The sequence below is a fragment of the Streptomyces sp. NPDC048018 genome (assembly GCF_043202995.1).
GTDB lineage: Bacteria > Actinomycetota > Actinomycetes > Streptomycetales > Streptomycetaceae > Streptomyces.
Map to the genome: position 1 here is coordinate 1034942 of NZ_JBIDBK010000002.1, position 12842 is coordinate 1047783.

Sequence of the window (12842 nt, forward strand, 5' to 3'; positions counted from 1 at the left end):
ATGTCCCTACCCGTTGTCCGGCGGGCTCACCGGGATCGACCCCGTGCCGGTGTCGAGCGCGCGGGTGATCTCCTCCTGGGAGGGCATCGCGGGCGAGCAGGCGAGCCGGCCGGCGACGATGGCGCCCGCCGCGTTGGCGTGTCTCAGGAGCCGCTCCAGGTCCCAGCCGGCGAGCAGCCCGTGGGCGAGCGCGCCGCCGAAGGCGTCGCCCGCTCCGAGGCCGTTGACCACGTCCACCGGCAGCGGCGGCACCTCGGCCTCGCCGCCGTCGGCGGCCAGCGCGAGGACGCCCTTGGGGCCCTGTTTGACGACGGCGAGCCGCGCGCCCCCGGCGAGCAGGGCGCGGGCGGCGGCGTGCGGCTCGCGCTCGCCGGTCGCGACCTCGCACTCGTCGACGTTGCCGACGGCGACCGTGGCGTACCGCAGCGCCTCGCGGTAGAGCGGGCGGGCCTCGCCGGCGGTGACGTCCCACAGGGCGGGGCGCCAGTCGAGGTCGAGCACGGTGAGCGCGCCGGGACCGGCCGCGGCGGCCCGCTCGCGCAGCGCGCCGAGGGTCGCGGCGCGGCTGGGCTCGGCGCTCAGGCCGGTGCCGGTCACCCAGAGGGCGCGGGCGGCGCGGAGCGCGGGGAGGTCGAGTTCGTGCGGGTGGATCTCCAGGTCGGGGGCCTTGGGGCGGCGGTAGAAGTGGATCGGGAAGTGGTCGGGCGGGAAGATCTCGCAGAAGGTCACGGGAGTGGGATAGTCCGTCACGTCGGTGACCCAGCGGTCGTCCACGCCGAAGGCCCGCAGCTCCCGGTGGAGGTACGCGCCGAAGGGGTCGGCGCCGGTCCGGCTGATCAGGGCGACGCGCCGGCCGAGGCGCGCGGCGGCGACGGCGACGTTGGCCGGGGAGCCGCCGAGGAACTTGCCGAAGCTCTCGACCCGGGCGAGCTCCACACCGCTCTGCAGCGGATAGAGGTCCACCCCGAGGCGGCCCATGGTGATCAGGTCGTACGGCCGCTCGTACGGCTCCGCCGTCATGTCACGTCACCTCTCGCCACGGCCCCGCGGGCCCACGCACCCCACCCAGGTCTATCCACGGCCCCGGGCACTGTCAACGACATGTCCTGACATACGGACCTGCGTCCGGACGCACGTCTTGACGCCCCGCCGAGAGCGCCGCCAAGGTGGCAGGCATGACGAACCCGACGAACCGGGCGCAGCCGTCCCGTATCCGCATCGGTTCCGCCCCCGACTCCTGGGGGGTCTGGTTTCCCGACGATCCCCGGCAGGTGCCGTGGCAGCGGTTCCTCGACGAGGTGGCGGGGGCCGGTTACACCTGGATCGAGCTCGGCCCGTACGGCTATCTGCCGACCGATCCGGCCGTGCTGACCGAGGAGACGGCCCGCCGGGGCCTGAGGGTCTCCGCCGCGACCGTGTTCACCGGGCTGCACCGCGGCCCGGGGGTGTGGGAGCGGACCTGGGCGCACGTGGCCGAGAACGCGACCCTCGCCCAGGCGATGGGCGCGGAGCACCTGGTGGTCATCCCCTCCTTCTGGCGGGACGACCGGACGGGCGAGGTCCTGGAGGACCGCACCCTCACGGCGGAGCAGTGGCGGTGGCTGACCGGTCTGACCGAGCGCCTCGGCCACGAGGTCCGGGAGCGCTACGGGCTGCGGATCGTGGTGCATCCGCACGCCGACACCCATGTGGACGGTGAGGAGAACGTCACGCGTTTCCTGGACGCCACCGATCCGGACCTGGTCGCCCTGTGCCTGGACACCGGGCACTACGCCTACTGCGGCGGCGACAGCGTCGAGCTGATCGAGACCTACGGGGAGCGGATCGGCTATCTCCACCTGAAGCAGGTCGACCCGGCGGTGCTCGCCCGGGTGGTCGCCGACGAGGTGCCGTTCGGTCCGGCGGTGGCGCAGGGCGTGATGTGCGAGCCGCCGGCCGGGGTGCCGGCCCTCGAACCGGTGCTGGCCGCCGCGCAGGCCCTGGACGCCGAACTCTTCGCCATCGTCGAGCAGGACATGTACCCGTGCGAGCCGGACCGGCCCTACCCGATCGCGGTGCGGACCCGGCGCTTCCTCCGCTCCTGTGGCGTCTGATGACATTGCGTCACTTACGTCACGTCCGTCGCACCTTCGTCACGCATATCTCCGTTACGCGGGTTTTCCGTCACAGGCGTTCGACAAGCGCTCTCCTTCCGTCGGGAGGCGCCGTTCACCGGGCACAGGCTCAGTGATCGCGAGTGATCACCAGTGACGCCCGGCAGCTCCCCCGACGGCAACCCCCGCCGCCGCTGCCGGGCACGCAGGAGAGGTGCCACGCATGACGGACAGAAGGCTCTGGTCGTACAAGGACATCGCCGCGCACATCAAGGTGCAGCCGGACACGGTCCGCTCCTACCGGAAGCACGGACTGCTGCCCGCGCCCGACCACGTCGAGTCGGGCAAGCCCTACTGGTACCCGGACACCATCCACACCTGGGTCGCGAACCGTCCCGGGAACCGGAGCCGCCGGGACTGACCCCTCCTGGAGACCGAGCGGGAGCACCCGTCGCCAGGGCTCCCGCTCGGCCGCCCTCACAGGGCCCCGCACCGCACGGCCGCGGTACGGGGCCCTCTGCGCGGCCCGCCGCTAGCCGACCTTCTCCGGCACCGGCACCGGTTCCCGCTCCGCCGGCCCGGATATGCGGCCGGTGTCCGTGTCGCCGCCCTCACTGATGCCGAAGCGGTCGTGGAGGCGGCGCAGCGGCCCGGGGGCCCACCAGGTGAGGCGCCCGGTCAGCTTCATCACGGACGGCACGAGCAGGCTGCGGACCACCATGGCGTCCATGAGGACGGCGAGGGCGACCCCGAGGCCCAGCATCTTGGTGTTGGTGACCCGGGAGGTGCCGATGGCCACCATGACGACGGCCAGGATGACGGCGGCCGCGGTGATCAGGCCGCCGGTGCGGCGCAGTCCGAAGCGGACCGCGTGCTCGTGGTCGCCGGTGGCGTCGTACTCCTCCTTGATCCGGGACAGCAGGAACACCCCGTAGTCCATGGAGAGTCCGAAGGCCACGCAGAACATCAGGACGGGCAGGGTGGTCTCGATGTCCCCGGTGGGGGTGAAGCCGAGGAGGCCGGAGAGGTGCCCCTCCTGGAAGACCCAGACGACGGCGCCGAACATCGCGGTGAGACTGAGCGCGTTGAGCACGACCGCCTGGACCGGGATGAGCACGCTGCCCGTGAGCAGGAAGACCAGGAGCAGGGTGACCACGGCGATGATGCCGGCCGCCCAGGGCAGCCGCTCGCCGATGGCGTCCTTGGAGTCGACCAGGACGGCGGCGGCTCCGGTGACGGAGGTGTCGAACGGCGCCTGCTCTGCGCGCAGTTCGCCGACCACCCGCTGGGCTCCGGCGCCGACGCCCTCGCCTTCGGGGACGACGGTGAAGTAGGCGTGGGTCCGCCCGCCGGTGCCGGAGGTCACCGGCCCGTCGACCCGGGTGATCCCGTCGAGCCTCCCGATCCGGTCCCGGTAGTCCGCGTACTGCGCGGGGGTGGCCTGCCCCTCGGCGAGCACGGTGAGCGCCCCGCCGGGGCTGCCGGGGAAGCCCTCGCGCAGCCGGTCCTGGACCACCCGCGACTCGGCGGTGACCGGGAGCTGGCGGTGGTCGGCGGTGCCGAACTTCACCCCCAGGAAGGGCAGTCCGAGCAGGACGAGCCCGGTGGCGGTGGCGACGGCGAACAGCGGCGCCCGGCGCATCACCAGAGCGGCGGCCCGCCCCCAGCCGGCCCCGTCGGCCGCGCCGGCACCGGCCTGCTCGCCGCGCGCCCGGCCCCTGCGGCGCAGCAGCCGGCGCAGGTCCAGGGCGTTGACCCGGTCGCCGAGCAGCATGAGCGCCGCGGGCAGCAGGATCAGGGCCGCGGCGGCGGCGAGCAGGACGACGGCGATGCCCGCATAGGCGAAGGAGCGCAGGAAGTACTGCGGGAAGACGAGCATCGCGGCGAGTGAGACGGCGACGGTGAGGGCGGAGAAGAGCACGGTCCGTCCGGCGGTGCGCAGGGTGGTGGCGACGGCCGTCCTCGGATCGGCGCCGCCGGCCAGCTCCTCGCGGAACCGCCGGACCACGAACAGCGCGTAGTCGATGGCGAGGCCGAGACCGAGGGCGGTGGTGAGGTTCTGCGCGAAGACGGAGACGTCGGTGAACTCGGTGATGCCGCGCAGCACGGCGTTGGTGCCGAGGATGGCGACGATGCCGATGCCGAGCGGGAGCAGGGCGGCGACGGCGCTGCCGAAGACCATGACGAGCAGGACGAGGGTGATGGGCAGGGCGATCAGCTCGGCCCTGAGCAGGTCCTCCTGGATGGTGGTCTGCATCTCGTGGCGCACCGCGAGGGGGCCGCCGACGGAGACCTCCACGGGGCCGTGGGTACCGCGGAACTCGGGGGCGAGGCGCTGCAGGACCTCGCCCGCGGCCTTCTCCTCACCGTCGATCCGGGCCGCGATCAGGGCCTGGTGGCCGCTCTTCGACCGCAGCGCGGGCGAGCCGGTCGTCCAGTAGGAGCCGACGCCGTCGACGCCCGGCCGGGCGTCGAGCCGCTCGGCGAGCCGGCGGGCCTCGGCGGCGACGGCCGGGGAGTCGACCCCGGCGTCGCCCGCGTCGAGGAGCAGCAGCAGATTGGGCTGGGAAGCCGGGAACTCCCGCTCCAGGACCTCGGTCGCATAGGTCGACTCGGCGTCCGGGTCCTCCCAGCCGCCGCTGCCCATCCGGTCGGCGACGCCGCCGCCGGCGAGGACCGCGAGCGCGGTGAGTACCAGGGCGACCAGCAGCGAGACGCGCGGCCTGGCCGTCACGAATCGCGTCCAGCCACCGGGCCCACCCCCCGTGGGCAGCGCTTTCTTGACTTCGGCCATGACGCGGTGTCCCCTTCACCGTGGCCCGTGCGCTCGCTTGCCGGCAGGCCGCACGGGTCGGTCCATTGCCCATAGACTGGCAAACACGAGTGATCACTCGCGTTTCTCAAGAATGCGAGCGACCTCTCGCGTTTGTCAATCTCGTTCAGAGAGCTGGGGACAGTCATGTCCGAGGAACCGAAGCCGCGCCGCCGCCAGGCACGCGGTGAGCGCCGTATCGCGCAGCTGCTCCAGGCCGCCGCGAGCGTCTTCTGCGCCAACGGCTACACGGCGACCAGCACCAACGCGATCGCCCGCGAGGCGAGCGTCTCCCCCGGCACGCTCTACCAGTACTTCCCGAACAAGGAGGCCATCGCCGTCGAACTCGGCGACCGGCTGCTCGCCCAGATGCGGGAGTACCACGGCCAGGCCTTCACACCCGCGAACCTCGCCCTGCCGCTGCCCCAGATGCTCGATGCGGTCCTCGACCCGCTGATCGACTTCAACTGCCAGAACCCGGTCTTCCTCGCCCTCATGCACGGGTCCGAGATCCCCGGCCGCATCGCCGAGGAGCACGACGCCCTGCACGCCTCCCTGCTCACCCGGGTCGGCGATCTGCTCGGCCACTACCTGCCCGGCAGCGACGCCGCACAGCGATCCCGGATCGCCGACATGGTCTTCGCCATCGTGAAGGCGGGGCTCGCCCTGATCCTCGCCGCACCCGAGGGCGCGGAACGGGACGCGGTGATCGCCGAGACCAAGACGGTGCTGCAGCGCTACCTCGACCCCATCCTCGGCGAGGCACCCACCACGATCCCGAGCCCCTGACCCGCCCGGCGACCCCGCCCCGCGCCCGCGCCCAGGCCAACGGCGACCGGCGACCGGCGGCGGCACCATGGACCGTCCGTGCGAGGAGAACGGGCGCCATCGGGCGCGGCGCGTGTGAGGATCCATACCCCCTAGGGGTATAATCTGTGCTACTACGGCGTACGGCCCCGCACCGACGGGCCCGCACCGCACCACGCCCGCGAAGAGGAGACACGTCATGACCGCCGAGACGCAGACCGAACTCACCACCGTCTACCAGGTCAAGGGCATGACCTGCGGCCACTGCGAGGGCGCGGTCTCCAGCGAGATCTCCGAGATCGCCGGCGTCTCCTCGGTCGAGGCCGTCGCCGCCACCGGCCAGGTCACCGTGGTCTCGACCGCCCCGCTCGACGAGGAGGCCGTCCGCGCCGCCGTCGACGAGGCGGGTTACGAGCTGGTCGGCCGCGCCTGACGGCCTCCTGAGGGGGCCTTCCGGGCCGGAGCCCGGACCGTTCCGGGCGGAGGCGTCCGAAGCCGGGTGCCCCCGCCCGGGAATCCGCCCGCCGCAGCGCCACCGCAGGGTCGTACGGTGACTACGTACGACCCTGCTCCCGTTGGGAAACCGCTGCTGATGACCTCCACGATCACCGAGCTGACGATCGGCGGGATGACCTGCGCCTCCTGCGCGGCCCGCGTCGAGAAGAAGCTCAACCGCATGGACGGGGTGACGGCGACCGTCAACTACGCCACGGAGAAGGCGCGCGTCGAACACCCCGCGGAGATCACCGTCGACACGCTGATCGCGACCGTCGTCAAGACCGGCTACACCGCCGAGGAGCCCCCGCCGCCCGAGCCCGAGCCGGAGACCAACGGGGACGAGGAGCGCGACGCGGACCCCGAGCTCGCCTCGCTCCGGCAGCGGCTCACCGTCTCCGCCGTGCTCTCGCTGCCCGTCGTCGTCCTCGCCATGGCCCCGTCCCTCCAGTTCGACAACTGGCAGTGGCTGTCGCTGACACTCGCCGCCCCCGTGGTCGTCTGGGGCGGGCTGCCCTTCCACCGGGCCACCTGGACCAACCTGCGGCACGGCAACGCCACCATGGACACCCTCGTCTCCGTCGGCACCCTGGCCGCCTTCGGCTGGTCCCTCTGGGCGCTCTTCCTCGGCGACGCCGGCGCCCCCGGCATGCGGCACGACTTCAGCCTCGCCGTCAGCCGCGACCACGCCTCCTCCACGATCTACCTGGAGGTCGCCGCCGGCGTCGTCACCTTCATCCTCCTCGGCCGCTATCTGGAGGCCCGCGCCAAGCGCAAGGCCGGCGCCGCCCTGCACGCCCTGCTGCGGCTGGGCGCCAAGGACGTGGCCGTGCTGCGCGGCGGCACCGAGGTACGGATCCCGGTCGCCGCGCTCCGGGCCGGCGACCGCTTCGTCGTCAGGCCCGGGGAGAAGATCGCCACCGACGGCACCGTCACCGAGGGCGCCTCCGCCGTCGACACCTCGCTGCTCACCGGCGAGTCCGTCCCCGTCGAGGCCACCCCCGGCGACCCCGTCACCGGAGGCTGCGTCAACACCTCCGGCCGGCTCGTCGTCGAGGCCACCCGGGTGGGCGCCGACACCCAGCTCGCCCGGATGGCCCAGCTCGTCGAGGACGCCCAGAACGGCAAGGCCCGGGTCCAGCGGCTCGCCGACCGGATCTCGGCCGTCTTCGTCCCCGTGGTGCTCCTCCTCGCCCTCGGCACGCTGGTCGCCTGGCTCCTCGTCACCGGCGACACCACCGCCGCCTTCACGGCCGCCGTGGCCGTCCTGATCATCGCCTGCCCCTGCGCCCTCGGCCTGGCCACCCCGACCGCCCTCATGGTCGGCACCGGCCGCGGCGCCCAGCTCGGCATCCTCATCAAGGGCCCCGAGGTCCTGGAGTCCACGCGCCGCGTCGACACCGTCGTCCTCGACAAGACCGGCACCGTCACCACCGGCCGCATGGAGCTGACCGGGGTGCACGTGTACGGCGGCGCCTACGGCACCGGGCGCGCCGACGAGACCGAGCTGCTGCGCCTCGCGGGCGCCCTGGAGCACTCCTCCGAGCACCCGGTCGCCCGGGCGGTCGCGGCCGGCGCCGCCGCCCGCGTGGGCGAGCTGCCCGTGCCGAAGTCCTTCGAGAACGTCCCCGGCCTCGGCGTGCGCGGCTCGGTCGACGGGCACCTGGTGCTCGTCGGGCGCGCCGCCCTGCTGGCGTCCGAGGAGATCGAGGTGCCCGGCGAGACGGGCCCCGGGGTCGTCCACGTCGCCTGGGACGGGCGGGCCCGCGGCACCCTCACGGTCGCCGACGCGGTCAAGGAGACCAGTGCCGAGGCGGTCGCCCGGCTGCGCGGTCTGGGGCTGCGGCCGGTCCTGCTCACCGGGGACGGCCGGGCCGTGGCCGAGCGGGTGGCCGCCGAGGTCGGCATCGACGAGGTGATCGCCGAGGTGCTGCCGCAGGACAAGGTGGCCGTGATCCGGCGGCTCCAGGCCGAGGGGCGCACCGTGGCGATGGTCGGGGACGGGGTGAACGACGCGGCGGCCCTCGCGACGGCCGATCTGGGTCTGGCGATGGGCACCGGGACGGACGCGGCGATCGAGGCGAGCGACCTGACCCTGGTCCGCGGCGACCTCCGGGTCGCGGCGGACGCCATCCGGCTCTCCCGGCGCACCCTGGCCACGATCAAGGGAAATCTGGGCTGGGCCTTCGGCTACAACGTGGCCGCATTGCCCCTGGCCGCGGCGGGTCTGCTCAACCCGATGATCGCGGGTCTCGCGATGGCCTTTTCGTCCGTTTTCGTGGTGACCAACAGCCTGCGACTGCGACGGTTCCACTGAGTGATCATGTGAATTCACCTACACGTGACGCACAGGACCTTCACAAAGAGATCTAGATCACAGATATTTGGGGGTAACCATCTGGGCTGTTCGCGAGTCTAAGTGGGCGATGCCAAGAACGTCTTGGGGGACGTTCATGGGATGTCTTGGGGGACGTCCCAGGCAAGCGCGGCCGGGGCACGTGCACCGGGGAGCTTTGAGCGGCCCTCCCGTACGTACCCCGGCAGACCGCGCGAACAGACGCCCGGCCCGGATCCCGTGGGGGGAATCCGCACCGGGGATATGGGAAGCGCCCCGTCCGCCGACCCGTGGGGGGATCGGCGGCGGGGCGCTTTCGCTGGCGCGGTGCCGGCGGCCTGCGGTCAGCGGGCCTCGACCGGGACGAAGTCGCGCTCGACGACGCCGGTGTAGATCTGGCGCGGGCGGCCGATGCGGGAACCCGGCTCCTTGATCATCTCGTGCCACTGGGCGATCCAGCCCGGGAGGCGGCCGAGGGCGAAGAGCACGGTGAACATCTCGGTCGGGAAGCCCATCGCGCGGTAGATGAGGCCCGTGTAGAAGTCCACGTTCGGGTAGAGGTTGCGCGAGACGAAGTAGTCGTCGGAGAGCGCGTGCTCCTCCAGCTTGAGCGCGATGTCGAGCAGCTCGTCGGACTTGCCGAGGGCCGACAGGACGTCGTGCGCCGCCGCCTTGATGATCTTGGCGCGCGGGTCGAAGGACTTGTACACCCGGTGGCCGAAGCCCATCAGGCGGACGCCGTCCTCCTTGTTCTTCACCTTGCGGATGAAGGAGTCGACGTCGCCGCCGTTGGCCTGGATGCCCTCGAGCATCTCCAGGACGGACTGGTTGGCGCCACCGTGCAGCGGGCCCCACAGGGCCGAGATGCCGGCGGAGATCGAGGCGAACATGTTCGCCTGCGAGGAGCCGACCAGGCGGACGGTGGAGGTCGAACAGTTCTGCTCGTGGTCCGCGTGCAGGATCAGCAGCTTGTCGAGCGCGGAGACCACGACCGGGTCGAGGTCGTAGTCCTGGGCCGGGACCGAGAAGGTCATGCGCAGGAAGTTCTCGACGTACCCGAGGTCGTTACGCGGGTAGACGAACGGGTGACCGACCGACTTCTTGTACGCGTAGGCGGCGATGGTCGGCAGCTTGGCCAGCAGCCGGATCGTCGACAGGTGGCGCTGCTTCTCGTCGAACGGGTTGTGGCTGTCCTGGTAGAAGGTGGACAGCGCGGAGACCACGGAGGACAGCATCGCCATCGGGTGGGCGTCCCGCGGGAAGCCGCGGAAGAAGTTCTTGACGTCCTCGTGGACCAGCGTGTGCTGGGTGATCTCGTTCTGGAACGTCGTGAGCTCGTCCGCCGTCGGCAGCTCGCCGTTGATCAGCAGGTACGCCACCTCGAGGAAGGTGGACTGCTCGGCCAGCTGCTCGATCGGGTAGCCGCGGTACCGCAGGATGCCCTTCTCGCCGTCCAGGTAGGTGATGGCGGATTTGTAGGCGGCGGTGTTGCCGTATCCGCTGTCCAGGGTGACCAGACCGGTCTGGGCTCGGAGCTTCCCGATGTCGAAGCCCTTGTCGCCGACGGTGCTCTCGACCACCGGGTAGGTGTATTCACCGTCCGCGTACCGCAGTACTACAGAGTTGTCGCTCACGTCATCCCTCACCGACGTAGTGCCTCTTCTTCGAGGTGCCCTGACTGTCTCTACCATCCCCCATTTGGCTCAGGAGAGTGCACTCGGGGTCGACCATTGGGCCAATCGGCGGCACTCAGTGCCGCCAACCTGCTTATCCTGCCCCCTTCGCCCCGGTTCCGGAAGTCCTCCGTGATCTTTCCCACGAGAGTGCCCTCTGTGAGCCGATGGGCCAGTGCGGTAAAGCGGCGACCGGCCGAAACCGTACGCACCGCCTGGGCTATCGCCCTGCGCGAGCCGACCAGGACGACGAGCTTCCGGGCCCGGGTGACGGCCGTGTAGAGCAGGTTCCGCTGAAGCATCATCCAGGCGCTGGTGGTGACCGGGATCACCACGGCCGGGTACTCGCTGCCCTGGGACCGGTGGATGGTCACAGCGTAGGCATGGGCCAGCTCGTCCAGCTCGTCGAATCCGTAGGGCACCTCCTCGTCCTCGTCGGTCCGCACGACGAGCCGCTGCTCGACCGGGTCGAGGGAGGTCACGACGCCGACGGTGCCGTTGAAGACGCCGTTGGCGCCCTTCTCGTAGTTGTTGCGGATCTGGGTGACCTTGTCGCCCACCCGGAAGACCCGGCCGCCGAAGCGCTTCTCGGGCAGGTCGGGGCGGGCCGGGGTGATCGCCTGCTGGAGCAGCCCGTTGAGCGAGCCGGCCCCGGCGGGGCCGCGGTGCATGGGGGCGAGCACCTGGACGTCCCGGCGCGGGTCGAGGCCGAACTTGGCGGGAATGCGACGGGCCGCGACCTCGACGGCCACCCGGGCGGCGTCCTCGGTCTCCTCCTCGGCGAAGAGGAAGAAGTCCGGCAGGCCGTCCGTCACGGGCGGAAGGCCCTCGTTGATCCGGTGCGCGTTGGTGACCACCCCGGACTGCTGGGCCTGCCGGAAGATCCGGGTGAGCCGGACCGCGGGCACCGGGCTGCCCGGCGCGAGCAGATCGCCCAGGACCTCGCCGGCCCCGACCGACGGCAGCTGGTCGACGTCTCCCACCAGGAGCAGGTGCGCACCCGGCGCCACGGCCTTGACCAGCTTGTTCGCGAGCAGCAGGTCCAGCATCGAGGCCTCGTCGACGACCACGAGGTCGGCGTCGAGCGGCCGGTCCCGGTCGTAGGCGGCGTCGCCGCCGGGCTTGAGCTCCAGGAGCCGGTGCACGGTCGAGGCCTCGGCCCCGGTCAGCTCGGCCAGCCGCTTGGCGGCCCGCCCGGTGGGCGCGGCGAGCACCACCTTGGCCCGCTTGGCCCGGGCCAGCTCCACGATGGAGCGGACCGTGAACGACTTGCCGCAGCCCGGGCCGCCGGTCAGCACGGCGACCTTACGGGTCAGGGCGAGGCGCACGGCCGCCTCCTGCTCGGGCGCGAGCGAGGCCCCCGTACGCTCGGCGAGCCAGGCCAGGGCGCGGTCCCAGGCGACGTCCCGGAAGGCCGGCAGCCGGTCCTCCCCGGCGGACAGCAGCCGCCGCACCTGTCCGGCGAGGGACAGCTCGGCCCGGTGGAACGGGATCAGGTACACCGCCGTGACGGGCAGGCCCTCCGGGCCGGGCACCCTCTCCCGTACGACCCCCTCGGGGTCCTCGGCGAGGTCGCCGAGACACTCGATGACCAGCCCGGTGTCGACCTGGAGGAGCTTCACGGCATCGGAGATGAGGCGCTCCTCGGGGAGGAAGCAGTGCCCCTGGTCGGCGGACTGCGACAGCGCGTACTGCAGCCCGGCCCGGACCCGGTCGGGGCTGTCGTGCGGGATGCCGACGGCCTGCGCGAGGCGGTCGGCCGTGAGGAAGCCGATCCCCCAGACGTCGGCGGCGAGCCGGTAGGGCTGGTTCTTCACCACGGAGATCGAGGCGTCGCCGTACTTCTTGTAGATGCGCACGGCGATCGAGGTGGAGACGCCGACGCCCTGCAGGAAGACCATCACCTCCTTGATGGCCTTCTGTTCCTCCCAGGCCGCCGCGATCTTCCCGGTGCGCTTGGGGCCCAGGCCCGGGACCTCGATGAGGCGCTGGGGCGACTCCTCCAGGATCTGGAGGGTGTCCAGGCCGAAGTGCGTGGTGATGCGGTCGGCGAAGACGGGCCCGATGCCCTTGATCAGGCCCGAGCCGAGATAGCGGCGGATGCCCTGGATGGTGGCGGGCAGGACGGTCGTGTAGTTCTCCACCGTGAACTGGCGCCCGTACTGCGGGTGTGAGCCCCAGCGGCCCTCCATCCGCAGGGACTCCCCCGGCTGGGCGCCGAGCAGCGACCCGACGACGGTCAGCAGGTCACCGGAGCCGCGGCCGGTGTCGACCCGGGCGACGGTGTACCCGTTCTCCTCGTTGGCGTAGGTGATCCGCTCCAGGACCCCTTCGACCACTGCGGGATTGGACATGGTCAGACGGTAGCGAACCCCTCGGACAGCCGGGCGGCCGCCGGTGGACGCCCACGGCGACGGCGTCCGGGCCGGCGGGTGCCACCGGTGCTCCACGGGACGTCGTGGCGGGCCTCGCCCGGATCGATCGGGAACGCCCCGGAGGCCGAGGCCGGTCCGCCCGGTCAGCCCGGTCAGCCCGGCCGGGACGAGGGCCGCGGCGGGCCCCTCCCGGGCCGGAGCCCGGGGGGCCCGGGAGGGCCTCCCGCCCGGGAGGAAGGAGGGCCCGAGGGG

General features: G+C 72.2%; 8 protein-coding genes and 1 pseudogene. 5 read left to right on the forward strand and 4 right to left on the reverse strand.

Translation table 11 applies throughout. The features are described from left to right. Positions 1–6 precede the first annotated feature (6 nt). Positions 7–1020, reverse strand: a complete 1014-nt coding sequence (gene iolC / locus ACGF1Z_RS10500; protein ID WP_393002064.1) for a 5-dehydro-2-deoxygluconokinase — start codon at positions 1018–1020, stop codon at positions 7–9. Positions 1021–1175: 155 nt separating this feature from the next. Here iolC and ACGF1Z_RS10505 point away from each other — a divergent pair, with 155 nt between their 5' ends. Together ACGF1Z_RS10505 and ACGF1Z_RS10510 are read left to right on the forward strand one after the other, a co-directional pair. Then, a complete protein-coding gene (locus tag ACGF1Z_RS10505; RefSeq protein ID WP_393002066.1) occupies positions 1176–2093 on the forward strand; it encodes a sugar phosphate isomerase/epimerase family protein in 918 nt (305 codons plus the stop codon). A gap of 223 nt (positions 2094–2316) precedes the next feature. Continuing rightward, positions 2317–2514: a helix-turn-helix transcriptional regulator gene (locus tag ACGF1Z_RS10510; protein WP_393002068.1), complete on the forward strand. Its 198-nt coding sequence runs from the start codon at positions 2317–2319 to the stop codon at positions 2512–2514. 111 nt (positions 2515–2625) lie between these two features. On the opposite strand, the gene ACGF1Z_RS10515 is transcribed toward ACGF1Z_RS10510, so the two are convergent. Beyond that, a complete protein-coding gene (locus tag ACGF1Z_RS10515; protein WP_393002070.1) occupies positions 2626–4887 on the reverse strand; it encodes an MMPL family transporter in 2262 nt (753 codons plus the stop codon). A gap of 165 nt (positions 4888–5052) precedes the next feature. Here ACGF1Z_RS10515 and ACGF1Z_RS10520 point away from each other — a divergent pair, with 165 nt between their 5' ends. From ACGF1Z_RS10520 to ACGF1Z_RS10530, 3 genes are all read left to right on the forward strand, one after another. Continuing rightward, positions 5053–5694, forward strand: a complete 642-nt coding sequence (locus ACGF1Z_RS10520; protein WP_393002072.1) for a TetR/AcrR family transcriptional regulator — start codon at positions 5053–5055, stop codon at positions 5692–5694. A gap of 217 nt (positions 5695–5911) precedes the next feature. Continuing rightward, a complete protein-coding gene (locus ACGF1Z_RS10525; RefSeq protein WP_393002074.1) occupies positions 5912–6145 on the forward strand; it encodes a heavy-metal-associated domain-containing protein in 234 nt (77 codons plus the stop codon). A gap of 159 nt (positions 6146–6304) precedes the next feature. Then, complete coding sequence (locus ACGF1Z_RS10530) at positions 6305–8524, forward strand: heavy metal translocating P-type ATPase (RefSeq protein WP_393002076.1); 2220 nt, start codon at positions 6305–6307, stop codon at positions 8522–8524. A gap of 362 nt (positions 8525–8886) precedes the next feature. Here ACGF1Z_RS10530 and ACGF1Z_RS10535 read toward each other — a convergent pair whose 3' ends face one another. After that, the gene (locus ACGF1Z_RS10535) at positions 8887–10176 is read right to left on the reverse strand and encodes a citrate synthase (protein ID WP_376630622.1); all 1290 of its coding nucleotides are present in this window, start codon (positions 10174–10176) and stop codon (positions 8887–8889) included. 188 nt (positions 10177–10364) lie between these two features. After that, a pseudogene (locus tag ACGF1Z_RS10540) lies at positions 10365–12569 on the reverse strand (ATP-dependent RecD-like DNA helicase); the annotation flags it as partial. Between the last annotated feature and the right edge of the window lie 273 nt (positions 12570–12842).